This window comes from Kineococcus halophytocola (assembly GCF_041276425.1).
Taxonomy (GTDB): Bacteria; Actinomycetota; Actinomycetes; order Actinomycetales; family Kineococcaceae; genus Kineococcus; species Kineococcus halophytocola.
Window position 1 is genome coordinate 18,981 of record NZ_JBGFTU010000011.1, and the last position, 25,810, is coordinate 44,790.

General features: G+C 75.9%; 24 protein-coding genes, 1 tRNA gene and 4 riboswitches. Of the genes, 12 read left to right on the top strand and 13 right to left on the bottom strand.

Features of this window, described 5'->3' with window-relative positions:
* Positions 1–426 precede the first annotated feature (426 nt).
* Positions 427–1,056 (bottom strand): hypothetical protein, encoded by a 630-nt coding sequence (locus tag AB2L27_RS10935; RefSeq protein WP_370441500.1) that lies wholly within the window; start codon positions 1,054–1,056, stop codon positions 427–429.
* Between the two features lie 140 nt (positions 1,057–1,196).
* Here AB2L27_RS10935 and AB2L27_RS10940 point away from each other — a divergent pair, with 140 nt between their 5' ends.
* The 4 genes from AB2L27_RS10940 to AB2L27_RS10955 all read left to right on the top strand — a co-directional run bounded on the left by AB2L27_RS10940 (position 1,197) and on the right by AB2L27_RS10955 (position 2,576).
* Positions 1,197–1,370, top strand: coding sequence for a hypothetical protein (locus AB2L27_RS10940; protein ID WP_370441501.1), 174 nt, complete (start codon positions 1,197–1,199; stop codon positions 1,368–1,370).
* 140 nt (positions 1,371–1,510) lie between these two features.
* On the top strand, positions 1,511–1,687 hold the full coding sequence (locus AB2L27_RS10945) for a hypothetical protein (protein WP_370441502.1): 177 nt from the start codon (positions 1,511–1,513) through the stop codon (positions 1,685–1,687).
* A 103-nt stretch (positions 1,688–1,790) separates the two neighbouring features.
* Positions 1,791–1,863, top strand: a tRNA-Lys gene (locus tag AB2L27_RS10950).
* Between the two features lie 119 nt (positions 1,864–1,982).
* The gene (locus AB2L27_RS10955; protein WP_370441503.1) at positions 1,983–2,576 is read left to right on the top strand and encodes a phosphoesterase PA-phosphatase; all 594 of its coding nucleotides are present in this window, start codon (positions 1,983–1,985) and stop codon (positions 2,574–2,576) included.
* Positions 2,577–2,586: 10 nt separating this feature from the next.
* Here the strand turns inward: AB2L27_RS10955 and AB2L27_RS10960 are convergent, their stop codons facing one another.
* Entirely contained in the window at positions 2,587–5,229 is a 2,643-nt protein-coding gene (locus tag AB2L27_RS10960) for a SpoIIE family protein phosphatase (RefSeq protein WP_370441504.1), read from the bottom strand.
* Between the two features lie 212 nt (positions 5,230–5,441).
* On the opposite strand from AB2L27_RS10960, the gene AB2L27_RS10965 reads away from it, so the two are divergent.
* Positions 5,442–5,906 (top strand): hypothetical protein, encoded by a 465-nt coding sequence (locus AB2L27_RS10965; RefSeq protein ID WP_370441505.1) that lies wholly within the window; start codon positions 5,442–5,444, stop codon positions 5,904–5,906.
* Between the two features lie 5 nt (positions 5,907–5,911).
* On the opposite strand, the gene AB2L27_RS10970 is transcribed toward AB2L27_RS10965, so the two are convergent.
* From AB2L27_RS10970 to AB2L27_RS11010, 9 genes are all read right to left on the bottom strand, one after another.
* A complete protein-coding gene (locus AB2L27_RS10970) occupies positions 5,912–6,106 on the bottom strand; it encodes a hypothetical protein (protein WP_370441506.1) in 195 nt (64 codons plus the stop codon).
* A 199-nt stretch (positions 6,107–6,305) separates the two neighbouring features.
* Positions 6,306–6,575 carry a hypothetical protein gene (locus AB2L27_RS10975; RefSeq protein ID WP_370441507.1) on the bottom strand — a complete coding sequence of 90 codons (270 nt, stop codon included), beginning with the start codon at positions 6,573–6,575 and terminating at the stop codon, positions 6,306–6,308.
* Between the two features lie 206 nt (positions 6,576–6,781).
* The gene (locus AB2L27_RS10980; protein ID WP_370441508.1) at positions 6,782–7,291 is read right to left on the bottom strand and encodes a GNAT family N-acetyltransferase; all 510 of its coding nucleotides are present in this window, start codon (positions 7,289–7,291) and stop codon (positions 6,782–6,784) included.
* On the bottom strand, positions 7,288–8,943 hold the full coding sequence (locus tag AB2L27_RS10985) for a dipeptide ABC transporter ATP-binding protein (RefSeq protein ID WP_370441509.1): 1,656 nt from the start codon (positions 8,941–8,943) through the stop codon (positions 7,288–7,290). The genes AB2L27_RS10980 and AB2L27_RS10985 overlap by 4 nt, the downstream gene beginning before the upstream one ends.
* Positions 8,940–9,788 carry an ABC transporter permease gene (locus AB2L27_RS10990; protein ID WP_370441629.1) on the bottom strand — a complete coding sequence of 283 codons (849 nt, stop codon included), beginning with the start codon at positions 9,786–9,788 and terminating at the stop codon, positions 8,940–8,942. The genes AB2L27_RS10985 and AB2L27_RS10990 overlap by 4 nt, the downstream gene beginning before the upstream one ends.
* Positions 9,789–9,850: 62 nt before the next feature.
* On the bottom strand, positions 9,851–10,873 hold the full coding sequence (locus AB2L27_RS10995; RefSeq protein ID WP_370441510.1) for an ABC transporter permease: 1,023 nt from the start codon (positions 10,871–10,873) through the stop codon (positions 9,851–9,853).
* Entirely contained in the window at positions 10,870–12,465 is a 1,596-nt protein-coding gene (locus tag AB2L27_RS11000) for an ABC transporter substrate-binding protein (protein ID WP_370441511.1), read from the bottom strand. The genes AB2L27_RS10995 and AB2L27_RS11000 overlap by 4 nt, the downstream gene beginning before the upstream one ends.
* 167 nt (positions 12,466–12,632) lie before the next feature.
* A riboswitch (SAM riboswitch) is annotated at positions 12,633–12,725 on the bottom strand.
* 122 nt (positions 12,726–12,847) lie between these two features.
* A complete protein-coding gene (gene metE / locus AB2L27_RS11005) occupies positions 12,848–15,196 on the bottom strand; it encodes a 5-methyltetrahydropteroyltriglutamate--homocysteine S-methyltransferase (RefSeq protein ID WP_370441512.1) in 2,349 nt (782 codons plus the stop codon).
* Positions 15,193–16,137, bottom strand: coding sequence for a methylenetetrahydrofolate reductase (locus tag AB2L27_RS11010; RefSeq protein ID WP_370441513.1), 945 nt, complete (start codon positions 16,135–16,137; stop codon positions 15,193–15,195). Before AB2L27_RS11010 ends, metE begins: the two co-directional genes overlap by 4 nt.
* Positions 16,138–16,195: 58 nt before the next feature.
* A riboswitch (SAM riboswitch) is annotated at positions 16,196–16,287 on the bottom strand.
* 138 nt (positions 16,288–16,425) lie between these two features.
* Positions 16,426–16,539: riboswitch (SAM riboswitch) on the top strand.
* Between the two features lie 51 nt (positions 16,540–16,590).
* On the opposite strand from AB2L27_RS11010, the gene AB2L27_RS11015 reads away from it, so the two are divergent.
* Positions 16,591–17,949, top strand: a complete 1,359-nt coding sequence (locus AB2L27_RS11015) for an aminotransferase class V-fold PLP-dependent enzyme (RefSeq protein ID WP_370441514.1) — start codon at positions 16,591–16,593, stop codon at positions 17,947–17,949.
* 18 nt (positions 17,950–17,967) lie between these two features.
* Here the strand turns inward: AB2L27_RS11015 and AB2L27_RS11020 are convergent, their stop codons facing one another.
* Positions 17,968–18,177 (bottom strand): hypothetical protein, encoded by a 210-nt coding sequence (locus AB2L27_RS11020; RefSeq protein WP_370441515.1) that lies wholly within the window; start codon positions 18,175–18,177, stop codon positions 17,968–17,970.
* A 178-nt stretch (positions 18,178–18,355) separates the two neighbouring features.
* On the opposite strand from AB2L27_RS11020, the gene AB2L27_RS11025 reads away from it, so the two are divergent.
* Both AB2L27_RS11025 and AB2L27_RS11030 read left to right on the top strand, forming a co-directional pair.
* On the top strand, positions 18,356–19,411 hold the full coding sequence (locus tag AB2L27_RS11025) for an LLM class flavin-dependent oxidoreductase (protein ID WP_370441516.1): 1,056 nt from the start codon (positions 18,356–18,358) through the stop codon (positions 19,409–19,411).
* 10 nt (positions 19,412–19,421) lie between these two features.
* Positions 19,422–20,753: an NtaA/DmoA family FMN-dependent monooxygenase gene (locus AB2L27_RS11030; protein WP_370441517.1), complete on the top strand. Its 1,332-nt coding sequence runs from the start codon at positions 19,422–19,424 to the stop codon at positions 20,751–20,753.
* On the opposite strand, the gene AB2L27_RS11035 is transcribed toward AB2L27_RS11030, so the two are convergent.
* Positions 20,740–21,759 carry an ATP-grasp domain-containing protein gene (locus AB2L27_RS11035; RefSeq protein ID WP_370441518.1) on the bottom strand — a complete coding sequence of 340 codons (1,020 nt, stop codon included), beginning with the start codon at positions 21,757–21,759 and terminating at the stop codon, positions 20,740–20,742. The two genes, AB2L27_RS11030 and AB2L27_RS11035, sit on opposite strands and share 14 nt — an antisense overlap.
* A gap of 74 nt (positions 21,760–21,833) precedes the next feature.
* Positions 21,834–21,928: riboswitch (SAM riboswitch) on the top strand.
* 7 nt (positions 21,929–21,935) lie between these two features.
* On the opposite strand from AB2L27_RS11035, the gene AB2L27_RS11040 reads away from it, so the two are divergent.
* From AB2L27_RS11040 to AB2L27_RS11055, 4 genes are all read left to right on the top strand, one after another.
* Positions 21,936–22,028: a putative leader peptide gene (locus tag AB2L27_RS11040; RefSeq protein WP_370441519.1), complete on the top strand. Its 93-nt coding sequence runs from the start codon at positions 21,936–21,938 to the stop codon at positions 22,026–22,028.
* A 70-nt stretch (positions 22,029–22,098) separates the two neighbouring features.
* Complete coding sequence (locus tag AB2L27_RS11045) at positions 22,099–24,045, top strand: FAD/NAD(P)-binding protein (RefSeq protein ID WP_370441520.1); 1,947 nt, start codon at positions 22,099–22,101, stop codon at positions 24,043–24,045.
* A complete protein-coding gene (locus tag AB2L27_RS11050; RefSeq protein WP_370441521.1) occupies positions 24,042–25,013 on the top strand; it encodes an amino acid ABC transporter permease in 972 nt (323 codons plus the stop codon). Before AB2L27_RS11045 ends, AB2L27_RS11050 begins: the two co-directional genes overlap by 4 nt.
* Positions 25,010–25,795, top strand: a complete 786-nt coding sequence (locus AB2L27_RS11055) for an amino acid ABC transporter ATP-binding protein (protein ID WP_370441522.1) — start codon at positions 25,010–25,012, stop codon at positions 25,793–25,795. Before AB2L27_RS11050 ends, AB2L27_RS11055 begins: the two co-directional genes overlap by 4 nt.
* Positions 25,796–25,810 lie beyond the last annotated feature (15 nt).

Consider the following 25,810-nt stretch of genomic DNA (forward strand, 5'->3'; position numbering starts at 1 on the left):
GCCGCACCCCGGCCGCAGGAAACGGCGCGGCACGGTGTCGCGGCGTCTGCGGACGGCGCCCCGGTGCTCGACACCCACACGAGCGGGACGATCGTGAGGTCGGAACGGCCGTGGGGCCGGCGTCGCGTCGTGCGCGACGAGGGCGAGGTCGTGGAGTGAGCCGTGGGTGTCCCCACGACGTCGCCAGGACGACCGCGACGGGGCACCCACGGCTCCCTCCACGTGGTGACACCGATGGGTGCGACACCGCCGTCGTCCTCGGGGCCGTGCTCGACCCGCTGCCCGGGGAGCGGCGCGCCGAGGTCGTCCGGCAGGTCGCGCAGCGCCTGCCGCGACCGGAGGTGGACTACGTCCGCCTGCAGGTGGCGGCACGACTGCCCTGACCCCCGCCGGGCTCCGGCGGGCCACGGCGCGCCGGGCGGTCGTTCAGGTGCTCTGCCCCTCGCTGCGCGCGATCCGCTGCCGGCCGATCTCGACCAGCCGCTCGCGCAGCCAGGTGAGGTAGGCGTCCCGGTCCGCGCGCAGGCCCAGGGAGATCACCGCCTGCCCCAGCACGTCCCACGCGTGGGCGCCGGCCACGGGCAGCACGACGACGCGCAGCGAGAACGGCCGGATGCGCCGGCCGAGCTCGCGCTCGACCTCCTCGAGCAGGTTCGTCTCGAACAGCGCGCTGGGTGAGCGGGTGACGACGCGCTTCTCGACCTCGCGGACCCGGGTGCACCAGGTGACGGCCTCGTCCATCCCGAGCTCGGCCACGCCCCGCAGCTCGGTGCGCCCCCGCAGACCGGGGTAGCCCGGCGGCAGGATCGACGTCAACGCGTCCGGACCGCCGGGGAACCGCTCGACCCACCAGTCCGCCCACTGCCGGGAGGCGGCGTCCAGACCGGACAGCCCGCCGGCCGCCGTCAGCCGGCGCACCGGGGGGTCCAGCGGCGGCAGCGCCGGCAGGAGCGGGGACGTCGGCGGGTCCAGGCCCGCGGCGTCGCGCAGGTGCAGGGCGAGCACCAGCGACTGCGGCATGGTGAGGTCGATCCCCCACGCTCCGGCGGCGCGCATCGCACCACTGTGCGCGGCGGGGCACCCCGCGTCCACCTGGACGGCGGGTGGGTGCCCCCTCCACGTCAACCCCAGGGGTGATCCCCGGGTACCGCCCGCGGCCGATGCGCCCGCGCGGGCCCGGCCCCTACGGTCGGGCCATGACCGCTCCGGTGCTGACCCGCTACCCGCTCGACGCCTCGGCCGCCCGCCGCCGGCGACGACGGATCGCGGTCGTCGTCGCGGTGCGGCGCGAGGCCGGTGAACGGCTCGGGGTGCCCGCCGCGACCCCCGCGGGGACCCGCCGCGCGGACCCCGGTGTGCACGGGCAGTGACGACGACGGGGACGGCGGCGCCCGCCGGTGCGCCGGACGGGTCCTCCTCCGGGCCCCGTCTCAAGGATCCGCCCCCGGGCGACGACGACGTGTGCATCCCCCACCACGTGGAGGGGGTGGCCCAGTCCCCGGGAGGATGCATGACGCAGGAGAAGACCCCGTCGGCCGACAGCGCCGCCGAACCGGTGATGGAGATGCTCTCCGAGCACATCCCGCTGTCCCTGATCATGGACATGGCCTCGCCGGACGGGCCGCACTCCGCGGAGCTGCTGGCCGCCGAGGGATTGCCCGACGACGAGTGGTGGACCCGGGACTGACCCGGCCACCGCGTCCGGTCCCCGGGGGGCACGCCCCCTCTCGTTCCCCCCAGGGACCGGATTTCGTCGCACCGGTGCAGGTCTGCTAACGTTCTTCTCGTACGCGCTACTAGCTCAATTGGCAGAGCAGCTGACTCTTAATCAGCGGGTTCATGGTTCGAGTCCATGGTGGCGCACAGCAGAAAGGCCCTGCGGCGCAGTCACTCCGGTGACTGCGCCGCTTCTGCGTCCGGGCCCGCCCTCCCCCGCGCCCGGTCTCGACGTGGCAGGCCCCGCCCGGTTCCCAGGAGGCGACGTGGACCCCACCGCTCCCGCGCGCCCGGCGCGCTGGGCCCACGTGGCCAGCGAGGTGCTGGCCCCCTGGTGGCTGGCCGCGGTCATGCCCGTCCTGGTCTCGGCGCTCACGACGGCACCGGCCTGGCGCGGAGCCCTGTCCGGTCTGCTCGTCACCGTCCTGTGCGCGGTCGTGCCCGTCGCCGTCGTCACCGCCGGTGTCCGGCGCGGGCGCTACGCCTCCCTGCACGTGCCCCGCCGCGAGGACCGTCCACCCCTGCTGGCGATGGTCGCCGGTCTGACCGCGCTGGCCGCCGTCCTCCTCGTCCTGCTCGACGGCGCGACGTCGTCCCTGGTGTTCCTGGGTCTCATGGCGGCCTGCGCCCTCGTCGGGGTGGCCGTCTCGCGGCGCTGGAAGATCTCGCTGCACGCGATGGTCGTCGCGGCCTCCACCGTGGTGCTCGTGGGCCTGGTGCCGGTCTCGGCGCCGGTCCTGCTCGCCGTCCCGGTCCTCGCCGCGGCCCGCGTCCGGCTGGGGGCGCACACGGTCGCGCAGGTCGTGGTGGGCTCGGCCGTGGGCGCCGTCCTGGCCGCGGGGGCGCTGGCCCTGGTCTGAGCGGCGGGGGTCAGGCGCGCGGGTGCAGCCGCACGGCCAGGAGCGCGACGTCGTCGGCCGCCTCGGCGGGCAGCGTGCGCGCCAGCAGGGCGTCCACGAGGGCGTCCAGGTCCGCCGGGGCCTGCGCGTGGACGTCGGCCAGGGCCTGGGCCAGGGCCTGGAACCCCTCGTCCAGCGAGGCGTCCCGCCGTTCGACCAGGCCGTCGGTGTAGAGCAGGACCGTGCTGCCGGCGGGCAGGTCGACGACGTGGTCGTGCCGCGGCGCCGCGGGGTCGACCCCGAGCAGCAGGTCGGCCTCACCGGCGGTGAGGAAGTCCACGGTCCCCTCCGGGCCCAGGACGACCGCGGGCGGGTGCCCGGCCGAGGACCAGCGCAGCCGCGTGCCCGTCCCCTCCCCCGGGACGTCCTCGAGGCGGACGGCGAGCGCGCTGGCGGTCAGGTCCGGCTGGGAGGAGGCGACGACGCGGTCGCTGCGGGCCAGGACGTCGGCGGGCCGGTCGTCGCCGACGGCCCCCAGCGTCCGCACCACCGTGCGCACCTGCGCCATGGCCGTGGCGGCGCGGGTGTCGTGGCCCACGACGTCGCCGATGACCAGGACCGTGCCGGTGGGCTGCTCGAACGCGTCGTACCAGTCGCCCCCGACCTGGGCCGTGCGGGCCGAGGGCACGTAGCGCACGGCGAGGTCGGCGTGGGCGGGTGCGGGCGGGTCGGTGAGCAGGGACCGCTGCAGCTCCTCGGCGAAGCGGCGCTGGTGGCGGTGCAGGCGCGCGGAGTCCAGGGCGAGCCCGGCGCGACCGGCGAGCTCGACGACGGTGCCGACGTCCTCGGCGTCCAGCGGCGGGCGGCCGGCGTCCTGGAACACCGTCAGCAGACCGGTGGTCCGCCCCCGGCCCGGCAGCGGCAGGACGAGCCCGCAGGAGGGGGCGAGCTCGTGCAGGAGGCGGCGGGCGGTCCCGTCCTCGGCCAGGACGGCCGAGACGGCGGTGGTGGCGTCGGGGATCCGCAGGGGCCGGCCCTCGCGCAGCGCGCGCCACAGGAAGGCGTGCCGGGTCAGGTCGGCCAGGCGGTGCTCGGCGTACCGGGCCACGAGGGGGCGCCGGGCCGGGTCGCGGTGCCAGTGCCCCACGTCGCGCAGGCCGCGGCGCAGGTCCGCGGGGCGGGGGACGGCGCGGACGGGGGTGTTCACCGGGCTGTCGTCGTCGACGAGGGTGACGACGCACCAGTCCCCCAGGGCGGGGACGACCAGCTCGGCGAACCGCTGGGCGGCGACGTCGGGGTCGGCCTCGCCGGTGAACACGGCGGTCACCTCGGCCAGCAGGCAGGCGCGGGTGCTCGCGCGCTCGGTGGCGCGGGCGGCCTCGCGGCGGGCGGTGGTCTCCAGCAGGTAGACGGCCAGCCCCTCCCCCTCGGGGACGGCGCGGACCTCGACCCAGCGCGGCGCGGACCCGGGGCGGGCGAGCTCGACGACGGCCTCCCCGGTGCGCAGCGCGCGGCGCAGGAGGTCGGTGAGCTCGTCGGTGGCGCCCGCGCCGAGCAGGTCCACGACGCTGCGCCCCAGCAGGTCCGCGCGCCCGGTGCCGCACAGCCGCTCGGCGGCGGCGTTGGCGTGGGCCACCCGCCAGCCGCGGTCCACCGCGAGGTAGCCCACGGCCATGCCCTCCAGGGCCTGGGCGATCCGGCCGGTGACGCGGTGGTGGGCGGTGACGTCCAGGACCGTCCCGACGAGCCGTTCGGTCGCGGGCCGGCCACCGTCCAGGACGCTCCCGCGCGCCTCCATCCACCGGACCGTCCCGTCCGGCAGCAGGACCCGGTAGGAGGAGGTGTAGCCGCCGGTGGCCAGGGCGACGGCCAGGTCGGCGCGCGCGGCGACCCGGTCCTCGGGGTGGATGCGCTCGAAGGCGACCTCCACGTCGTCGTTGAGCTCCTCGCGGCGCAGGCCGAACAGGGCCAGCGTCCGGTCGTCCCAGTCCACCCGGCCGGTGGCGACCTGCAGGACGAAGGTGCCGACCCCGGCGGACTCCACGGCCGTCTCGGCCACCGTGGCCCCGGCGCGGGCCTCACCGGCGGCGGCCAGCTCCAGCTCGGCGGTCGCGGCGCCGGCCACGTGCTGCAGGAGGTCCGCGGCGCCGGGCTCCCAGTGGCGGGGCTCGCGGTCGAACACGCAGACGGCGCCGACGACGCGCCCGTCCCGCGTGGCCAGCGGCACCCCGAGGTAGGAGCCGACGTCCCCGGCGCGCACGACGGGCAGCTCGGCGACGCGCAGGTCGGTGCGGGTGTCACCGATGGCGAGGGGGCGGCCCGCGGCGGCGGTCTGGGCGCAGACCGTCCGCGCGAGCGCCGCGCCGGGGGCACCCGCCTCGGCCGCCGGCTGCGGTCCGTGGGACCCGACGACCACCGGGCCGTCGGCGAGCAGGGTGATCCGCCCGGAGGCGGCGCCCAGGAGCCGGGCGGCGACGGTGGCCAGGCCGTCGAGGTCGGGGCGGGTGGTCGCCGTCTGCAGCCGGCGGGCGCTCGAGGTGCGGGCCGCGTCGGCGGTGAGCTGGTCGGCGGCCCGGTGCGCGTCGTCGCGGGGCGGACGGGCCGGGCGGGGCAGGGACGGTCCGCCGGTGACCGTCGGCGCGGGGACGCGGCCGTCGGCGGCGGCGTCGTCCACGACGGTCCCCTCTCGGTCGGGCGCCGACCGGACCGGCGGCGTCTCCTGCGGTGGGGCGTCCCACCACAGGGAGCATTCTGTTCTAGATAGTGACGCGCTGTCACGGGTTTGGGGATCTTCGTCACAGGGAAGGGACCTGCGACACTCTCCCCGTGACCCGTCCACGTCCAGACCCGCGGCGCACGGGGACGACGGACGGAGATGGGCCCGGCATGAGCGGACGGCGCGGCGACGGCGCGGACCTCCTGGCGCAGGCGACCGTGGCCCTGCGCCGCCACACCCCCGACGGCTGGGCCGCCGTGCGCGAGGACCTGCTCGACCTGGCGCGCCGCGCGCACCGCCCCTCGGCCCCCGTGCGCGGCCGGCACGCGCACGGCGACTTCCTCCTGAGCACCGACGTCCTCGTCGCGGCCCTGCGCCGGTCCGTGGAGTCCGTGCCGGACGTGGCGGTCACCGCCGTCCACTGCGCGACCGGCCCGGACGCCGCCCTGACGGGCGTGACCGTGGAGGTCGTCGCGCTGTTCGGCACCCACCTGCCGACGGCCGGCGAGGCCGCCCGCGCGGTGCTGACCGCCACCTGCCGGGACGTCCTCGGCGAGCCCGGCCCGGGCACCGGCGTGGACGTGCGCGTGCACGTGCACGTCGGTGACGTCGTGGCCCGCCGCACCGAGCTCTGAGCCCGCTACCCGTCCTGGTCCAGGGGCGGGTCGGCCCGGCGGCGGGGCACCGGCCGCCCCGCCGCCGGGCGCGGCACCAGCGGCAGGCGGCGCGGCTGGAACCCGCGGGCCCGCCGCCGCACCCACGCCGCGTGCCGGGCCGCGAGCAGGGCCGCCCGCCGCACCGCCCGGTCGTCGTCGGGGATCCGTGGCCCGCTCACGACCGACCTGCCCCACGGCCCCGGACCGGGCCCTCCCGCACGACCACCTGCGCTGTCCCTCCTGGACGTCGACCTCCTGGCCCGGACCCGGCGGGACGCCGACCCGTGCACCGGTGCACACCGTCCCGTCCCGGGCGCCGGCGCGCACCCCGGAACGGGCCCCGCTGCGCCTGCCGCTCCCCCGCCGCCGGCGCGGGGCTCACGCGGCGGGCTCGCGCCAGCCCTGGTCCCACACGCGGGCGGCGGCCAGGAAGGCGGTGAGCGCCGGGGGCTGGGCGTGCACCCGGTAGGTGCGCCCGTGCAGCTCCAGCGCCACGGCGACGTCGGCCACGTCGACCCCGAAGGCCCGCAGGTCGTCGGTGAGCGGGCCGGACAGGGGGTCCCCGGGCCCGAGGGTCACCAGCTCGGACCGGGCCGCGGGGGTGACCTGGCGCCACCACGACGCGATGGCTCGACTCTGTTGCTGCACACCACAGGTGTCGAGCCGCCGGGGCCGCACCTCGACCCCTGCTCACCCGCACGGCGGCAACGGACCACCCGCTCGGCCCCGACGGGGATCGACGGGTGGCCGGCGGGTGACCGGTGCCCCGCCCGCCCCCTCGCGGCCGCGCCCGCACCCGTTCGGCCTGCCGCTCGCCCGGGACGGGCGGGCCGGTGCGGTCGTGCCGGGCGCGGCTACAGGTCCTTCTCGAACGCCAGGGGACCGATGGTCTCGGGATCGGCCGACACGTCGAAGAGCGGACGGAACCCCGTCCGCAGGTAGAGGTGCCTGGCCTCGGGCTGCCGTGGCCCCGTCGTGAGGAACAGGCGCGCGTACCCGGCCCCGACCGCCCGCCGCTCCAGTTCCGCGAGCACCTGCCGGGCCAGCCCCCGCCGCCGGTGGGCCGGGTGGGTCCAGATGCGCTTGAGCTCCGCCGTCGTCCCGTCGTAGCGGCGGTAGGCGCCCCCGGCGACGGCCGCGCCGCGCTCCAGGAGCAGCAGCAGGATCCCGCCGGGGGCGGTGAACTCCTCCGCCGGGTAGCGCAGCAGCTCCTCGCGCACCTGCTCGGGGGTCCCGCCGTAGCGGGTCCCGTACTCGCGCGCGAGGTCGTCGAACAGGGGACGGGCCAGGTCGTCGCCGACCCCCACGGCCCGCACGACGAGCCCAGCGGGTCCCCCGGTGGGCCCGCTGACCGTGGTCGTCACCGGGCGTCCTCCAGCGCGCGCCGTCCGGGGATCGCGTCGAGGAGCTCGGCCGTGTACTCGTGGCGCGGGTGGTCGAACACGTCGGCCGTCGGCCCGAACTCGACCAGCTCACCGCGCCGCATGACCCCCACCTCGTCGCTGACCTGCCGCACGACGGCCAGGTCGTGCGAGATGAAGAGGTAGCTCAGACCGTGGTCGGCCTGCAACTGCACGAGCAGCTCGAGGATCTGCGCCTGGACCGAGACGTCGAGCGCCGAGACCGGCTCGTCGCACACGACGACGTCGGGTTCGAGCGCCAGCGCGCGGGCGATGGCCACGCGCTGGCGTTGCCCCCCGGACAGTGCCGCGGGCCGGCGGTCGGCCAGCTCGGCCGGCAGGCGCACCTGGTCGAGCAGGTCCAGCGCCCGGGCCCGGCGCGACCGCCGGTCGCCGACGCCGAAGGCGCGCAAGGGTTCCGCGATCGTCTCCCCCACCGGCAGGCGCGGGTCCAGCGACGCGTACGGGTTCTGGTAGACGAGCTGGACCCGCCGGCGCAGCGCGCGCCAGGCGGACCCGCGCAGCTGCCCGGTCTCCCGGCCGTCCAGGAGCACCTGCCCCGACGTCGGGCGTTCCAGGCCGAGCACGAGGCGGGCCGTGGTGGTCTTGCCCGACCCCGACTCCCCCACGAGCCCCACCGTGCGGCCCCGGCCGAGGTCGAAGCCGACGCCGGACACGGCCCGGTGCACCCGGCCGCGCCCCGGCAGGGGGAACTCCTTGACGAGCGAGCGCACCTGCACCAGCGGGGCCCCGGTCCGGGGTCCCGGCGTCCTGGCGGGAGCGACCGGCCGCGGGACCGCCCGCAGCCGGGTGGCGGTCAGGCTGGGCGCAGCCGCCAGGAGCGAGGCCGTGTACGTGTGCTGCGGGCGGGTCAGGACCTGCTGCGCCGTCCCCGTCTCGACGACCTCCCCCTGCGACATCACGACCACGCGCGAGGCCCGGTCCGCGGCCACCGCCAGGTCGTGGGTGATGAACAGGACGGCTGTGCCCGCCTCGCGGGTCAGCCGCCCCAGGTGGTCCAGGACGGTGCGCTGCACGGTGACGTCGAGGGCGCTCGTCGGTTCGTCGGCCACGAGCAACCGGGGGCCGGCGGCGAGCCCGACGGCGATGAGGACGCGCTGGCGCATCCCGCCGGACAGCTCCGAGGGGTACTGCCGGGCGCGCACCGCGGCGTCCGGGAGGCCCGCCGCCGTCAGCAGCTCCACCGCCCGCTCCCGGGCGGCCGCGCCCCGCGCCAGCCCGTGCACCCGCAACGCCTCGGCCACCTGGTCCCCCACCCGAACGACGGGGTTCAAGGAGAGCGTCGGGTCCTGCGGGACCAGCCCGATCCGCGCTCCGCGCACGGACCGCCAGGCCCGCTCGCCCAGACCGACCAGCTCGTCGCCCTCCAAGCGCACCGACCCGGCCTCGACCCTCCCGTCCGCGGGCAGCAGACCGACCACGGCGTGCGCCGTCGTGCTCTTGCCCGACCCGGACTCGCCGACGACCGCGACGACCTCCCCGGGGTGCACCTCGAGGGACACGCCGTGCACGACCTCGCGCCGCCCGGTGCGGCCGCCGTAGGAGACCCGCAGGTCCCGCACGCTCAGCAGGGGATCGCCCACGCCTGCGCTCACGTCGTCGCTCCGTTCTCCAGGGCCTGGGCGATCCGGTTGGCGGACAGCACGACCGCCGCCACCACCAGCCCGGGCAACGTCGTCAGCCACCAGGCGGTGGCCAGGTAGTCACGGCCGCCGGAGACCAGCGACCCCCACTCCGGGGCCGGCGGCGGGGCGCCGAACCCGAGGAAGCTCAACGCCGACACGGCCAGGACGGCCACGCCGAACTCCAGCGCCGCCAGCGCCAGGACGGGCCCGGCGGCGTTGGGCAGCACGTGGCGGAACAGCACTCCCGTCGTGCGCACCCCGCTGGCGCGGGCGGCCTCGACGTAGGGCGAGGTGCTGACCTTCAGCACCTCCGAGCGCATGACGCGGGCGAAGTTCGCGACCGTGCCGAGGCCGACCGCGATCGCCACGTTCACGGTGCCGAACCCGAGCGCCGTGATGAGGGCCATCGACAGCAGCAGCGCCGGGATCGACAGCAGGACGTCGACGGCGCGCATGAGGACGTCGTCCACCACCCCGCGCAGGGAGCCGGCGACGAGCCCGACGAGGGTTCCGACCACCAGGCCGATGAGCACGGCGAGGACCGTGGCCTGCAGCGTCAGCCGGGACCCGTGCACGACCCGCGCGAACAGGTCGCGGCCGAGGTGGTCGGTGCCGAAGACGTGCGCCGCCGACGGCCCCTGCAGCCGGTCGGCCGGAACCCCCTGCACCGGGTCCTGCCCGGTGAACAGTGCGGGGACCGCCGCCCAGGCGAGCACGACGAGCAGGACGAGTCCGGCCAGCAGGAGGTCGGGGTGCCGCAGCCGGGCCGGCACCGGGCGTCGACCCGCACCCGCTGCGCGGTAGCGGGCCTCGATGTCGAGCACGTCCAGCACGTCCTCGGGGGTCCCGCGGTCCCGAGCGCGGGAGGGAGCGCGGCTCACGCGGCACCGCCCACGAGGACGCGCTCCGCCTCGACGTCGCCCGCGTTGCGGGTGCGCCGCCGCGGGGCCCGGGCCCCGCCGACGAGGCGCAGGCGCGGGTCGACGAGCGGGTGCAGCAGGTCGACGACGAGGTTGGTGACCACGAAGACGGTCGCCGCGAGCAGCACGAGGCCCTGCACGAGCGGGATGTCCTGACCGTTCACCGCGCTCACCGTGAGCCGCCCGAGGCCCACCCGGGAGAAGACCGTCTCGACGACCACGGCACCCGCCAGCAGGTTCCCGACGATGACCCCGCCCAGCGTGAGGGTGGGGATCGCGGCGTTGCGCAGCGCGTGCCGCAGGTGGAGGCGGGAGCGGGAGGCTCCCTTGGCGCGGGCGGTCTCGACGTACGGTTCGGCCAGGGCCGTCCGCAGGCTGCGGGCCAGCACCTGGGCGATGGAGGCCGACACCGGGACCGCCAGCGTCACCGCCGGCAGCACGAGGCTCGCGAGGCCCTCGTTGCCCAGGGCCGGGAAGACCGGGACCCGGAACGAGAACACCTGGATGAGCAGCAGTCCCACCCAGAAGGTGGGCAGCGAGACCCCCAGCGGGGGCAGGGCCTGCAGCGTCGTGCGCAGCCAGGCCCGCCGGACCGCGGTGGCGGCCAGGGCGGTCCCCACCCCGAGGAGGAGGGCGAGGGCGGACGCCGCCGCCGCGAGGGCGAGCGTCTGCGGCACCGCGTCGCCGATGAGCGTCGTCACGGGGGCACCGTTCTGGATGGAGGTCCCGAGGTCGAGGTGCAGCGTCCGCCACAACGCGTGGGCGTACTGCTCGGGCAGCGGGTCGTCGAGGCCGTGCTCGGCCCGCAGCGCCGCGACCTGCGCGGGGTCGGCGGTCGACTGCTCACCGCCCTGGCCCCCGGCGAGCATGATCGAGACCGGGTCGCTGGGCAGCAGGTAGAGGATGACGAACGTCACCGTGAACGCGGCCCACAGCACGAGCACGGCCTGCCCCAGCCGCCGCAGGACGTACCCGGTCACGACTGCTTCCAGGCGTCGTGGATCCACAGCCGGGAGGACCCCTCGAACTGCAGGTCGTGGACGTCGTCGGACGCCGCGATGACCGTCGACAGTTCGATGAGCGGGATGGAGTGCGCCTCCTGCACCAGCAGCTGCGAGGCCCGGGCCACGAGCTGCGCGCGCTGCGTCGCGTCGGTCGTCGACGACTGCTCCGCGAGGAGGTCGTCGACCGCGCCGCGGGGCCGCTGGTTCACGTTCCGCGTGTCGGTCGAGAAGATGGTGCGCAGGACGTCCGGGTCGGACCGGGTGAGGTTGTAGAACAGGACGTCGTAGTCGCCGGAACTCTGCTGGGCCGCGGTGTCGGCCGTCGTCCCCTGCTTGAGCTGCAGGTCGATCCCGGCCTCGCGGACCTGCTGCTGCACGAGCTCCAGGACGGCGGACGTGGGCTGCCAGAACAGGACGGTGAACGTGAGCCTGCGCCCCGCCTTCTCGCGGATCCCGTCTGCACCCCTGGTCCACCCGGCCGCGTCGAGCAGGCGGTTCGCCCCGGCGAGGTCCCGGGCGAGGTCCGCCGCGTCGTCCGGGGCGCCGGGCGTGGACACCGACAGGGCCGACGTCACCGCCTCGTCCCCGGGGTTGAGGAGGCTGGCGAGCTGTTCGCGGTCGATCGCCTTCGACAGGGCCTGCCGGACCCGTACGTCGTCGAAGGGGGCCCGCGACTCGTTGGGGAAGAAGTTGTACGGGATCCCGGGGTTCGCCCGCCGCTGGGTCCAGAACCCGTTGCCGTCGAACTGGGGCAGGTCCTGGGAGGCGATGCCGGTGGTGGCGTCGATCTGGTGCGAGCGCAGGGAACCGGTGCGCACGCCCGCCTCGGGGACCACCCGGTAGGTGATGGTGTCGAGGTAGGCCTCTCCGGCGTGCTTCGCCCCGGTCGGCGCCCAGTCGTACCCGGTGCGGCGCTCCAGCACGGTCTGGTCGTCCTTGACGTAGCTGCCGACGACGAAGGGTCCAGAACCCACGAGAGTGGCTCCGGTGCAACGGGTCGCGGGGTCGGCCGTGGCGGTCGGGACGGACAGCAGCCCCAGGCTCATGGTCGACGTGGCCTGCAGGAACTGGGCACTGGGACGGGAGAACGTGACGACGGCCGTCTGCGCGTCCGGCGTCTGCGTCCCGGTGTACCCCTGGAGGTAGGTGGACCCGAGCGACGCCTTCGCCCCGAGGGCCACGATCCCGTCGAGGTTCGCCTTCACGGCCGCCGCGTCGACCGGGGTGCCGTCGGAGAACGTCACCCCCGGCCGGAGGTGGAACGTGAACGTCGTCGCGTCCGGGCTCACCTCCCAGCGCTGCGCGAGCCACGGCTGGATCCGACCGTCGAGGTCCTGGACGGTGAGGGAGTCCACGAGCTGGCGGCCGATGTTCAGCGCGTCGTTGTTCCCGACCTGTTGTGGGTCGATGCAGCCGGAGTCGACCGAGATGGCGACGTCGAGGTTGCCGCCGCGGACGGGGGTCGCGTCGGCGGCGCCCCCGGCGTTGCTGGCGCCCCCGCCGCAGGCGGTGAGGGTGGCCAGGGCGGCGACCAGGACGGCGGCAGACCGGGACGTGCTGCTGCGCAAGGGGTCTCCTGAGGAGTGTGTGGAACGCACCGGTGGGACGGCCGGCGCGAGGGCCGGCGAAGGGCCGGCGAGGGGGGACGGGTCAGCGACAGCCGGTCGCGCCCGTGCGGCAGAGGTCCACGACGCGCCGGAGGATGGCGACGTGCGACGTCCGTTCCACCTGAACCCCTCCATCGTTCCTGGCGGAAGCACCCGCGCCCGTGTCCGGGGGGTTGCTGCGGCGTCGCGGAGCCAGGTCTCTCAGCCGCTCTGGATGGTCGTACCGGGAACTGTACGGGGAACCGTGCCGGAACTCAACCACCGGCGGCGCAGCGGGTCCCGGGACGACGAAACCCCTCCGTCCGGCCCGGGCCGGACGGAGGGGTTCTGCGGGCTGGACGGGCTACCCGACGACGGGGACGCCCGCCGGCAGTTCGGCCCGCACGGTGCGGGCCGCCTCGACGAGGTTCCGCAGGGACTCGGTCGTCTCGGCGTACCCGCGCGTCTTGAGGCCGCAGTCGGGGTTCACCCACACCTGCCGCGCCGGGACCGACGCGACGGCCGACCGCAGCAGGCCGACGATCTCCTCGACGGACGGGACGCGCGGGGAGTGGATGTCGTAGACGCCGGGACCGATGCCTCGGGCGAAACCCGCCCGTGCGATGTCCTCGAGCACCTCCATCCGCGACCGCGCGGCCTCGATGCTGGTGACGTCGGCGTCGAGGCCGTTGATGGCGTCGATGACCTCACCGAACTCGGAGTAGCACAGGTGGGTGTGCACCTGCGTCGCATCCGCGGCGCCCGCGGTGGCCAGCCGGAAGGACGCGACGGACCAGGCGAGGTAGGCGGGCTGGTCGGCCGCCGCGAGCGGCAGCAGTTCCCGCAGCGCGGGCTCGTCCACCTGGACGATCCCGATGCCGGCCGCCTCCAGGTCGGCGACCTCGTCCCGCAGCGCGAGCGCCACCTGGCTCGCGGTGTCCCCCAGCGGCTGGTCGTCGCGGACGAACGACCACGCCAGGATCGTCACCGGCCCGGTGAGCATCCCCTTGACGGGTTTCGCCGTGCGGCTCGCGGTGTACGTGCTCCACGGCACCGTGATGGGTGCCGGCCGGGCGACGTCGCCCCACAGGATCGGCGGGCGGACCCCGCGCGAGCCGTAGGACTGGACCCAGCCGTGCTCGGTGACCGCGAACCCGTCGAGCTGCTCGGCGAAGTACTGGACCATGTCGTTCCGCTCGGGTTCACCGTGGACGACGACGTCGAGGCCCAGGTCCTCCTGCAGTCGCACGACCCGGTCGATCTCGGAGCGCAGGAACTCCTCGTAGGCGTCGTGCGCGACCTCGCCGCGGCTCCAGGCCGCCCGCGCCCTGCGGATCTCGGGTGTCTGCGGGAAGGAGCCGATGGTCGTCGTCGGCAGGAGCGGCAGGCCGAGGACCTCCTCCTGCGCCGCCCGGCGGACGGCGTAGTCGCTGCGGCTGAACGCGTCCGGCCCGAGCGCGGCGAGCCGCTCCCGCACCTGCGGCCGCACGACACCGGGCGCGCCGAGGCGGTCGGCGCGGGCCGCGGCCGACGCCGCCAGCCCGTCGGCGACCCCCGGTGCGGTGGGGTCGGCGAGCGCACGGCCCAGCAGGACCACCTCGGCGACCTTCTGGTCGGCGAACGCCAGCCAGCTGCGCAGCCGTTCCGGCAGCGCCGTCTCGCGCGTCACGTCGTGGGGGACGTGCAGCAGCGACGTCGAGGTCCCCGGCACGACGTGCGCGGCGGTCGCCCGCAGGGAGCGCAGGGTCGTCAGCGCCTGCTCGAGGTCACCCCGCCAGATGTTGTGCCCGTCGACGACCCCGCCCACGACGGTCTTGCCGGCCAGTGCGGACGCGTCCGCCGGCACGGTCCCCCGGACGAGGTCGAGCGCGACCCCCTCCACCGCGCTCAGCGACCCCAGGAACCCGTGGGCGTCGCCGTAGGGCGTGGCCACCAGCAGCCGGGGCCGGCCCGGGACCGCCGCGAGGCGTTCGTAGGCCGCCCGCAGGAGGTCGGCCAGCCTCTCCACCCCGGCCGTCGCCGAGTCGCTCACCAGGCCGGGCTCGTCGAGCTGGACCCACGTGGCCCCGGCCGCGGCGTAGGCGGCGAGCAGCCCCTCGTAGGCGCCGAGCAGGTCCTCCAGGCGCGCCAGCGGGGAGAAGCCCTCCGGGCTGTCGGCGGATGCCTTGGCCAGCAGCAGGAACGTCACCGGACCGACGACGACGGGGCGGGTGAGGAAACCGTCGGCCAGCGCCTCGGAGAACTCCCGGACGCCGCGGTCGTCGGCGAACCGGAACGTGGTGCCGGGCCCGATCTCGGGGACGAGGTAGTGGTAGTTCGTGTCGAACCACTTCGTCATCTCCAGCGGCGCCAGCGCCCCCCGGCCGCGGGCGATCGTCGAGTAGGCCTCGAGGTCCACCCGGCCGTCGGCCCCCACGAGGTCCGCGAAGCGCTCCGGCACCGCCCCCACGGCGACGGCGGTGTCGAGCACCTGGTCGTAGGCGGAGAACGAGGACGGGATCGACGCGTCGTGGGCGGGCAGCCCCAGGGCGTTGAGGCGGCGGACCGTGGCGGCCCGGACGGCGGCGAGCGCCGTCTCGGTCGCGGTGACGTCGGTGCGCCCGGCCCACAGCGCCTCGAGGGCCTTCTTGGTCTCGCGGTCGGGACCGATCCGGGGGTAGCCGAGGATCGTCGCGGTCCACGCCGGGTCGTCGTCCGTCGGGTTCTGGCTCATCGGGTGACTCCTCCTGCCGCGCGGGCGCGGCGTTCGGTGGGGCGGGTCAGGTCGAGGTGGTCGAGCAGGTCCAGGACGGGCTCGACCGCGTTGAAGGTGTAGAGGTGCAGGCCGGGTGCCCCGGCGTCCAGCAGGTCGCGGGCCAGGCCCGAGGAGAAGGCGGTGGCCGCGCGGCGACGGTCGCGGACGTCGCCGGTGCCCAGGGCCGCGAGCAGCGCCCGCGGGACGGGGACGCCGGTGAGTTCGCCGATCCGCGCCAGCCGGCGGGCCTCGTGGGTCACGGCGAGCCCGGGCAGCAGGGGCATCGTGACGCCCGCGGCGCGGGCGCGGGCCACGAAACCGGCGTACTCCCGGGCGGACCAGCCGACCTGGCAGACGGCGAACCGTGCCCCGGCGTCCTGCTTGGCGCGCAGGACGGCGAGCTCGTGCTCGTCGCGGTCCCGGGGGAACGCGGCGACGGCGAGGCTGAGCGGGGGGACGTCGACGGGGAGACGCCCGCCCCGCAGCGCGAGGCGACGCCGGTCGGCCACCTGCAGGAGTTCGACGAGGTCGCGGGCCGTCGGAACCCCGTCGGGGTGGGGGGAGAACTCCCCCGCCCCGGCCGGCGGGTCCCCGCGCAGGGCGAGGACGTTGCGGACCCCCGCGTCGAAGAACTCGCACGCCAGGTCGACGACCTCGCGGCGCGAGGAGCCCACGCACGTCAGGTGCGCCATGGCCGGGACCGCCGTGGAACTCAGGACGTGGGCCAGCAGGTCCCGGCTCGGGCCCCGCGTGACCCCGGCCGCCCCGAACGTCACCGACACGAAGTCCGGGCTGGTGCCCAGCAGGTCGGACAGCCTGCGCCACAGCGCATCACGGCCGTCCGGAGTCCTCGGCGGGAAGAGTTCGAAACTGAGCGTCGGCCGCCCCGCCGCGCCGGCGACGAGGGGGGCGAGCGTCATCGTGCGGGTCCTGCGCCGGGAGGCGGGCAGGGTTCGACATCGGTGTTGCGCATCACGTGCTCCATCGGCCTGGCGTTAGCACCCTCGCCCGGGCTCGGGGGGTTGCTGCGGCGTCGTCGAGCCAGGACTCTCAGCCGCTCTGGATGGTGTTCCCCGACCATAGGGTGCTCCGGCTGCCCTCCACAAGTGGTCCCGGGCCGGTCACCCGGGCGGCGCACGGGGGGTTTCAGCCGCGCCGCCGACGTGCCGATGTTGATCCGGCCGCCACCTCGTGGCAGGCTCCTCCCAGGTCATGAGCGCCAGCGACAAGCCCCGGCTCGCTGGCCGGCAACCCTCCTCCGCGGTGGGGTGCCCCGGGTGACGACCTGGCCGGTTCCGTGGTGGAGCCGGCAAGCGCGGACCTCGCCGGGGTGCCCCGGCCCCCGGTGGGGTCCCCTCCCCCAGGAGTTCCGCGTGAGCACCAGCACCCTCTCCCCCGCCCGTCCCCCCTGCCCGGTCCCGTCCGGCCACGCGGTCGGTGCGCTGCTGCCCGTCGTCGGCGCCGACACGGTGGTCCCCCTGGCCACCGGCGGCACGACGACCTACGTGAACCTCGACAACGCGGCGAGCACCCCCGCCCTGCGCGCCGTCGCCGACCGGGTCGCGCAGGTGCTGCCGCACTACGCGAGCGTCCACCGGGGTGCCGGGTACCTCTCCCGCGTCAGCACGGCCCTGTTCGAGCAGGCCCGCGGGGAGGTCGGCCGGTTCGCGGGGGCCCGGCCCGAGGACCTGGTCGTCTTCACGCGCAGCACGACCGACGCCCTGGACCTGCTCGCACGGGCCGTGCCCCCGGGGGCCCGCGTGCTCGTGGCCGACGTCGAGCACCACGCGAACCTGCTGCCCTGGCAGCGGTCGGCGCGGACCACGGTCGTGCGCGGCGGCGCCGACGCGGAGGAGACGACCGCGCTGCTGGAGGCCGAGCTGGCCGCCGGCCGCTACGGCCTGCTCGCCGTCGCCGGGGCGTCGAACGTCACGGGCGAGGTGCTGCCGCTGCGGCGGCTGGCCCGCGCCGCCCACGACGCCGGGGCACGCATCGCGGTGGACGGCGCCCAGCTCCTGCCGCACCGGCGGGTGGACGTCGGCCGGGACGGGATCGACTACCTGGCCCTGTCCGGGCACAAGCTCTACGCCCCGTTCGGCAGCGGCGCGCTCGTCGGCCGCCGCGACTGGCTGGACGCGGCCGATCCGTACCTGGCCGGTGGCGGTGCCACGCTGGACGTGCGCCACGACGGCGTGCGGTGGGCGACGGGTCCCGACCGGCACGAGGCGGGCTCCCCCAACGTCGTCGGCGCGGTGGCGCTGGCGCAGGCCTGCCTGACGCTGGGGGCGTTGCCGCCCGGCGCGCTGGAGGCGCACGAGGCGGCGCTGCGAGCCCGCCTCGTCGACGGGCTGGAGGCGCTGCCCGGGGTGCAGGTCGTCCGGCCGCACCCGCAGGACGCCGTCGGGGTCGTGACCCTCACCGTGCCCGGCCGGTCCGTGTCCGAGGTCGCGGCCTACCTGTCCGCCGAGCACGGCACCGGGGTGCGGGACGGCCGCTTCTGCGCGCACCGCTTCGCGGACGCCCTGGGCCTGGCCGAGGGGGGCCTGCGCGTCTCGACGGGCGTCGGCACGTCGTCCGCCGACGTGGACCGGCTGCTGCGGGCGCTGCGGCAGTTCCTCACGACCGGCCCGGCCCTGCGGTACGGCGTCGTCGACGGGTGCTGGGGGCCGCTGTCGGACCCCCGCCCGGCCCCGGCGGCCTACCTCGCCGCCGACGCACCCGCGTCCCGGTGAGTTCCGCGGGCGTCGCGGTCAGGCCAGCGGCCCGCTGCTCGGGCGCGGGCCGTCCCCCGTGCGGGGGGCCTCCTGCGCGAGCAGCGCGTGCAGCTCGGACTCGAACTCGGCCCAGCTCAGCTCACCGGGACCGGGTCCGAGGTCGTGACCGTCGTCGCGGACGAGGTCCGCGGGTGCCCACGGGAACCCCCACTGGCCGTGCCCGGCCAGCGTGAGACCCTGCACCACGATCGAGCCCAGACTGGTTGCGGCAGCGCACCATCGCGCCCACTGTCGTCGCAGCACCTCACACCTCCGCTCTCGGGTGCCTCACTGTCGCACACGTCCGGCACCCCCGGCAGGCCCCTCGCCACCCCCTCCCCCGACGTCCGAGCCGCACCCCCCGCACACCACCCCGGGAGACCCCGTGACCACCCCCCTGCACCTGTTCCTCGACGTCGACGGGGGCGGCTGGCACCCCGCCGCCTGGCGCCGCTCCCGCAGCACGCCCGACGACGTGCTCTCGCCCGCGCGGCTGCGCGGGTTCGCCGCCACCGCACAGGCCCAGGGCCTGACGGCGCTGACGTTCGAGGACACGCCGCTGCCCGACCCGCGCAGCCCGGCGGGGCGCCTCGACGCGGTCCAGCGCGCGGCGTTCCTGGCGGGGACGACGGAGGCCGTCGGGCTGCTGCCGGTCGCGGCCACGACCTACTCCGAGCCCTTCCACGTGGCCGCCCAGATCGCCTCGCTCGACCACTCCAGCGCCGGCCGGGCCGGGTGGATCGCGACGACGTCGCCGGCGTCCGCCGCACGCGGCGTGGACCTGCCCGTCGCGCAGGACCCCGCGCTCGAGCTCGCCGACGTGGTGCGCACCGTCCGCGCCCTCTGGGACTCCTGGGAGGACGACGCCGTCGTCCGCGACGTCGCCACCGGCCGCTACGTCGACCGGGACCGGCTGCACCACGTCGACGTCGACACCGGCCGCTGGTCGGTGAAGGGTCCGCTGACCGTGCCCCGGTCCCCCCAGGGCCACGCGGTCGTCGTGGTCCACGAGACCGACGTGACCGACCGGACCGCCGCGGACGTCGTGCTCAGCGGGAACACCGGGGCGCGCCGCTCCCCCGGCGGCCCGCTCGTCGTCCTCGACGTCGAGTTCACGCTCGACACCGAGGCGCACCCGGCCACCGAACGGCTGGCGGCGCTGGAGGCGCACGCCCCCGCACCGGACCGGGGACGGGTGCGGTGGACGGGATCGGGCGAGGGGTTCGTCCGCTTCCTGACCGACCTGGCCGGCACCGTCGACGGGGTGCGGCTGCACGCCGCCGTCCTCGACGAGGACCTGCGCGCGCTGGTCCGCACGACGCTGCCCGCGCTGCGCGTCGCGCGGCTGCTGCGGGCCCCGCTGCCCGGGGCGACCCTGCGCAGCACGCTGGGGCTGGAACGCCCCGCCAACCGGTTCGCCCCCCAGCTCGCGGACGCCTGAGGAGACCACGATGAGCACCCCGGCCACCGACGACCTCCGCTTCCCCGACGCCGTCGTCCACTTCGGCGTCTTCTTCCAGGGCGTCAACCACAGCACCATCTGGTCCGACCCCCGCAGCGGGTCGCAGATGGCGCACTCGACGTTCGCGCAGTTGATCCGCACGGCCGAGCGCGGGCTGTTCGACGCGTTCTTCCTCGGCGAGGGCCTGCGCCTGCGGGAGCAGCGCGGGAAGATCCACGACCTCGACGTCGTCGGCCGCCCCGACGCCCTGACCGAACTCGCGACCCTCGCCGGTCTGACGACGCACATCGGTCTCGTGGCGACGCAGAACACGACGTACAACGACCCCGCGGACCTGGCGCGCCGTCTCGCCTCGCTCGACGTCCTCTCCGGCGGTCGCGCCGCCTGGAACGTGGTCACGACCGACAACGCCTGGACGGGGGCGAACTTCCGGCGCGGCGGGTACCTCGACCACGCCGACCGCTACGAGCGCGCCGAACGGTTCGTCCGGACCGCGCAGCGGGTGTGGGACAGCTGGGACGGCGAGCGTTTCACGCCCGTCCGCGTCCAGGACGGGGTCTTCGACGTCGAGTTCACCCCGACCGTCCCGCGCAGCCCGCAGCAGCACCCGGTCCTGTTCCAGGCCGGTGACTCCTCCGCGGGGCGCGACTTCGCGGCGCGGACGGCGGACGTCGTCTTCTCCCGGCACGGCACGGACCACGCCGACGCCCTGGAGTTCGCCGACGACATCCGCCGGCGGACCGTCGCGGCCGGACGCCCGGAAGGCGACGTGCTCGTCCTGCCCGGGACGCAGATCGTCGTGGCGGACGACGAGGCCGAGGTCGAGGAGAAGGCGCGCTGGGTCCTGGAGCAGCAGGTCACGCCGGCCACCGCCCTGTCCCTCGTGGGGCAGGTGTGGGGCGAGGACCTCTCGCACCTCGACCCCGACGGGCCCCTGCCCGCGCACGACCCCGTCATCACCGACATCGACGGCACCCGCGGCGCGCACCGGGCCGGCGCCGACGCCCGCGCGCTGGCGCAGCGCTGGCGGGCGATCGCGGAGGAGAACAAGTACTCGCTGCGCGAACTGGTGCTCCACAACTCCTCCGAGCGCGGTTTCGCCGGCACCGCCTCGCAGCTGGCCGACGAGCTCACCCGCTGGGTGCGCACGGGCGCCAGCGACGGGTTCAACATCACGCCCTACCTGGTGCCGGGCGGTCTGGACGAGATCGTCGACCAGCTCGTGCCCGCCCTGCAGGACCGCGGGGCCTACCCGACCGAGTACGCGGGGACGACGCTGCGCGAGCACCTGGGCCTGCGGGCCCCGCTCACCCGGCGCTGACCTCCGTCGCCGGGCGGTGGAACCGCTCGGCGCGCAGCAGGTCGCCGAGGTGACGGGCGATCGCCCCGGGGGCCGACTCCGGGGCGACCGCCTCCACCGCGGGGTTGTAGTTCGTGTTGGTGTTCACGTCGTAGACCACAGCGCGACCGTCGACCGTCTCCGCGAACTCGACCCCCGCGATCTCCAGACCGGCCGACCGCAGCATCTCGGCGCAGCGGCGCACGACCGGGGTGTCGGCGGTCACCTCCGGGCGCAGGGCGAACGGCTCGACCACCGTCCCCGGCACCTCGCAGGCGTCGGCGGGGCACAGTTCGAAGCTGCCCGTCGAGGTGTCCACCCGGACCGCGTACACGAACCGCCCACCGACGAACTCCGCGCGCGTGACGAACGGCCCGGCGGTCCGCAGGAACTCCTGCAGCAGCGTCACGCCGTCCGCCGGTTCCTCGAACTCCGGGGAGGCCGCGTAGGTCTCGAACTCCTCGTGGGAGTCGAACCTCCGCACACCCAGTCCCTTGCCGCCCTGGTTGTGCTTGGTGATGAACGGCGCCGGCAGCTGTCGCGCCCGGACGGCCAGGTCGTCCCGGCCGAACACGGCCAGCGTGCGCGGGACGTCGATCCCGTGGCGGCGCAGCAGCGCGTGCTGGCGGACCTTGCTCACCTCGAGCTCGACGACGTGCGATCCCCCGACCACGCGGCGCCCCCAGCCCTCCAGCCAGGCCACGACGGACCGCGTGAACTCCTTGGCGTGGTCGTGACCGCGGGTGTGCGAGGAGGCGCTCAGGCGCGACCAGTAGACGCCGGCGGCGGGTTCGGCGTCGAGGTCGATCGACCCGTCGGTGAGCAGCACCTCCTGGAACGGCACCCCCGCGGCCGCGAACGCGGCCGCGAACGGCGCGAACCAGTCGGGGTTGTCGTGCAGGACGTGCACCCGGGGTTCCCCGCCGACCTCGAGCGACCAGCCCGCCCGCGTGGGGGCCGCCGGTGCGGTGCGCGTCTCGGTGGTCATCGGTGCCTCCGGTCCTGCGGTCGGGTACCCGGGCGGGGTTTGCCGCCCGGAGCCTGCGTGGGGTATTTTCGCACCGTCCATCCAGAGCGGCCGAGAGGCCTGGCTCGTCGACGCCGCAGCAACCCCCTGAGCGATCAGGCGCGGGTGCTTCCGCCAGGACCGATGGGAGTCGACCCGTGAGTGAACGCACCGCACCCCGGTCCCCGCTCGTCCGCCGCCGGCACGTGGACCTCGGTCGCCTGAGTTCGGCGGTCTGTCCCGGGCGCTGACCCCCCGTCCGTCGCGGCCGTACCCGCGGACGTCACCCCGTGCCCTCGCGGCACCTCCCCGGGAGCCCTCGTGTCTCGTCCCACCCGTGTCGGCGTCGTCGGCGCCGGCCCGCGCACCCTCGTCCTGCTGCAGCGCCTCGCGGCCCACGCCGGCGGGCGCCCGCTCGAGGTCCACGTCGTCGACCCCTTCGACTCCGGCGCCGGCCGGGTCTGGCGCGCGGCGCAGGACCCGTTGCTGTGGATGAACTCCCGCGCCGCCGACGTCACCGTCCTGCCCGACCCGTCGGTCACCGGGCTCACCGCCCCGGTCCTGCGCGGACCCTCGCTCGAGGAGTGGGTCGCGCAGCACCGCGCCGACCTGGTGCGCGAGGCCACCGCGGCCGGGGACGACCTGCTGCGCCAGGAGGTGCTGGGTCACGGCCCGGCGTCCTTCACCTCCCGGCGCCTGGCCAGCCGCTACTTCGCCGACGCCTGGGACCGCACGGTGGCCGCCCTCCCGGCGGGGGTCCGGGTGCACCGGCACCTGCGGACCGTCCTGGACCTCGCGGACGACCCCGCCGACGGGGGTCAGATGCTCCACCTGGACGGCACGGCGGGAACCCTCGCGGTCGACGTCGTGCTCCTGGCCCAGGGGCACCTGGGCGTACGCCCCGGCCCCCGGGAGCGGCGCGCCGCCGGTTTCGCCCGGGACCACGGGCTGGCCCACGTCCGCCCCGGGTACACCAGCGAGCAGGACCTCGACGTCCTGCGCCCCGGCGCGGACGTCGTCGTCGTGGGCATGGGCCTGGCCTTCGTCGACCTCGTGGTGCGCCTCACCGAGGGTCGCGGTGGCCGGTTCACCGAACGCCCGGACGGTTCGCTGGACTACCGGCCCAGCGGCCGCGAACCCCGGTTGCACGTGGGGTCCCGACGCGGGGTCCCCTACCGCTCCAAGATCGAGTACCCGGTCCCGACCGACCTGGGGCTCCCCCGCTTCTACTCCGCGCAGGCCGTGGCGGCCCAGCACGGCGACGCCCCGCTGGACCTGCGCGCCGACCTCTGGCCGCTCATCGCGCGGGAGATGGCGGGCGCGCACTACCGCGAGCTGTTCCGGTCCCACCCGGACCGGACGACCCTGCCGGCCGCGGAGTTCGACGAGGCGTTCACCCGGGCGGCCTGGGGTTCGGCCGAACTCGACGCCCTCGTCGGGCGCGCCGTACCGGACCCCGCGGACCGGTTCGACCCGGCCGAGCTCGACCGCCCGCTCGACGGCTGGTGGGGGACCTCGGGCGAGGAGGTCCACGCCCGCGTCCTGGAGCACCTCGAGGACGACCGCGCGCGGCGCGGCGACCCGAGGTTCTCCCCCGACGCCGCGGTGCTCGCGGCCGTGCTGTCCGCGTACGCCGTCACCGCCGCGCTGCACGCGGCCGGCCGGCTGAACGCCCGGTCGGCGGCGGTCGACCTCGACGGCTGGTGGCACGGGTTCTTCAGCTACGTCGCCAGCGGCCCCCCGCCGCACCGGCTCCGGCAGCTGGCCGCCCTGGCCCGCGCCGGGCTCGTGCGGTTCCTCGGCGCCGGCGTCCACGTCGAGGCCGACCCCACCCCGGGGGCGGCCGCCTTCACGGCCGGTTCGACCAGCGGTCCGCACGAGGTCCGGGCCCAGGCGCTGGTGGAAGCCCGGTTGCCGGTCCCGGACGTGGAACGGACGTCCGACGTCCTGCTGGGCCGGTTGCGCGACCGGGGCGAGGTCCGCGCCCACGACGTCACCGACGACGGGTCGCGGTGGTCCAACGGTCGCCTGGTCGTGGACCGGTCGGCCCGGCTGGTGGGGACGGACGGGGCGCCCCACCCGCGCCGGTTCGCCACCGGCGCCTGGGTCTGCGGGGAGGCGTCGGCCGCCGCGTTCGCCCGGCCCGGCACCGACGCGGAACTGTTCCGCCACGCGGACCGCCTGGCGGCCGAACTGCTGCGAGCCGCCGCCGCGCCGTCCGCACCGCTGTCCGATCTGCTGTCCGACCCGCAGGGAGAACGTCGATGAGCGACACCGCCCGCGCCGTCCCGGCCGCGGCGACCACGGCACCGGCCGAGCGGTCCGCGCCCGCCCAGCCGCTCACGGTGCTGCCGGCGCGGCACCCGTGGCGCTGGGTGGCCACGGCCGTCGTCGCGGTGCTCGCCGCGATGGCCGTCAACGCCCTCGTCACCAACCCGGCGTGGGAGTGGCCGACGGTCGGGCAGTTCCTGTTCTCGGCCACGATCCTGGAGTCGATGTGGCTGACGGTCCGGCTCACGCTCGTCGGCACGGCGATCGGCCTGGTCCTCGGCACCGTGCTCGCCCTCATGCGGATGTCGCACAACCCCCTGCTCAAGGCCGTCAGCTTCACCTACATCAGCGTCTTCCGCTCGGTCCCGCTGATCCTGCAGCTGCTGTTCTGGTACAACCTGGCGATCCTCTACACGGTCATCGGGTTCGGCATCCCGTTCGGCCCGCAGTTCTGGACGTTCCCGACTCAAGACCTCGTCGGCCCCCTGACGGCCGCGTTCCTCGGGCTCGGACTGCACCAGGCGGCGTACTTCGCCGAGATCGTCCGCTCGGGGTTCCTCGCCGTCGACCCCGGCCAGCGGGAGGCGGCCGCGGCCCTGGGCATCCCCCGGGTCCGCCAGTTCTGGCGCATCCAGCTGCCGCAGGCCCTGCGCATCATCGTCCCCACGACGGGGAACGAGGTCATCGGCCTGCTCAAGGGGACGTCGGTCGTCTACGTCATGGCGCTGCCGGAACTCTTCTACCAGGTCCAGGTCGTCTACAACCGGACCGGCCGGGTGATCCCGCTGCTGCTGGTCGCCGCCGTCTGGTACGTCGTCCTCACCACCGTCCTGTCGGTGCTGCAGTGGCTCGTCGAGCGCTACTACGGCCGCGGCAGTTCCCGCGCCGACACCCCGCTGCCGTTCCTGCAGCTCCTCCGTTCCGCGCGCGCCGCCCGCGCGCGCCGCCAGGGAGTCCCGCGATGAGCCCCACCCCCACCCCCACCGCCCCGCCCGTCGTGAACCTCGAAGGCGTCCACAAGCGGTTCGGTGCGCTGGAGGTGCTGCGCGGGATCGACCTCTCCGTCGCCGCCGGCACGGTCACCGTGGTGCTCGGGGCGTCCGGGTCCGGGAAGTCGACGCTCCTGCGGACCATCAACCACCTGGAGAAGGTCGACGCGGGGGTCGTGGAGGTGAACGGCGAGCTCATCGGCTACCGCCGTGCGGGCAGGCACTTGCGTGAACTGCACGAGCGCGAGGTCCTGCGCCAGCGCTCGCGCATCGGGTTCGTGTTCCAGCACTTCAACCTGTTCCCGCACCTCACCGTCCTCGAGAACGTCGTCGAGGCCCCGGTGTCGGCGCAGAGGCGCCGCCGGTCCGAGGTGGAGGTGGAGGCGCGGGCCCTGCTGGAACGGGTCGGCCTGCTGGACAAGGCCGGGGAGTACCCCCGCCGGTTGTCCGGCGGTCAGCAGCAGCGCGTCGCCATCGCCCGCGCGCTGGCCCTGAACCCGTCGCTGGTCCTCTTCGACGAACCCACCTCGGCCCTGGACCCCGAACTCGTCGGGGAGGTGCTGGACGTCATCCGCGACCTGGCCGCGGCGGGCACGACCATGGTCGTCGTCACCCACGAGATCGGTTTCGCCCGCGAGGTGGCCGACCGCGTGCTCTTCATGCACGAGGGCGTCGTCCTCGAGGAGGGCAGCCCCACCGAGGTGTTCGACCACCCGCGGCACGAACGCACCCGGGCCTTCCTGGCCAAGGTGCTCTGACCCGCCCCACCCGTC

What these genes read in the sequence shown, in the direction of transcription:
- AB2L27_RS10935 (WP_370441500.1), bottom strand. Translation starts at nt 1,056, where the DNA reads ATGCGCGCCGCCGGAGCGTGGGGGATCGACCTCACCATGCCGCAGTCG.
- AB2L27_RS10940 (WP_370441501.1), top strand. Translation starts at nt 1,197, where the DNA reads ATGACCGCTCCGGTGCTGACCCGCTACCCGCTCGACGCCTCGGCCGCC.
- AB2L27_RS10945 (WP_370441502.1), top strand. Translation starts at nt 1,511, where the DNA reads ATGACGCAGGAGAAGACCCCGTCGGCCGACAGCGCCGCCGAACCGGTG.
- AB2L27_RS10965 (WP_370441505.1), top strand. Translation starts at nt 5,442, where the DNA reads ATGAGCGGACGGCGCGGCGACGGCGCGGACCTCCTGGCGCAGGCGACC.
- metE (WP_370441512.1), bottom strand. Translation starts at nt 15,196, where the DNA reads ATGAGCCAGAACCCGACGGACGACGACCCGGCGTGGACCGCGACGATC.
- AB2L27_RS11010 (WP_370441513.1), bottom strand. Translation starts at nt 16,137, where the DNA reads ATGACGCTCGCCCCCCTCGTCGCCGGCGCGGCGGGGCGGCCGACGCTC.
- AB2L27_RS11030 (WP_370441517.1), top strand. Translation starts at nt 19,422, where the DNA reads ATGAGCACCCCGGCCACCGACGACCTCCGCTTCCCCGACGCCGTCGTC.
- AB2L27_RS11035 (WP_370441518.1), bottom strand. Translation starts at nt 21,759, where the DNA reads ATGACCACCGAGACGCGCACCGCACCGGCGGCCCCCACGCGGGCGGGC.
- AB2L27_RS11050 (WP_370441521.1), top strand. Translation starts at nt 24,042, where the DNA reads ATGAGCGACACCGCCCGCGCCGTCCCGGCCGCGGCGACCACGGCACCG.
- AB2L27_RS11055 (WP_370441522.1), top strand. Translation starts at nt 25,010, where the DNA reads ATGAGCCCCACCCCCACCCCCACCGCCCCGCCCGTCGTGAACCTCGAA.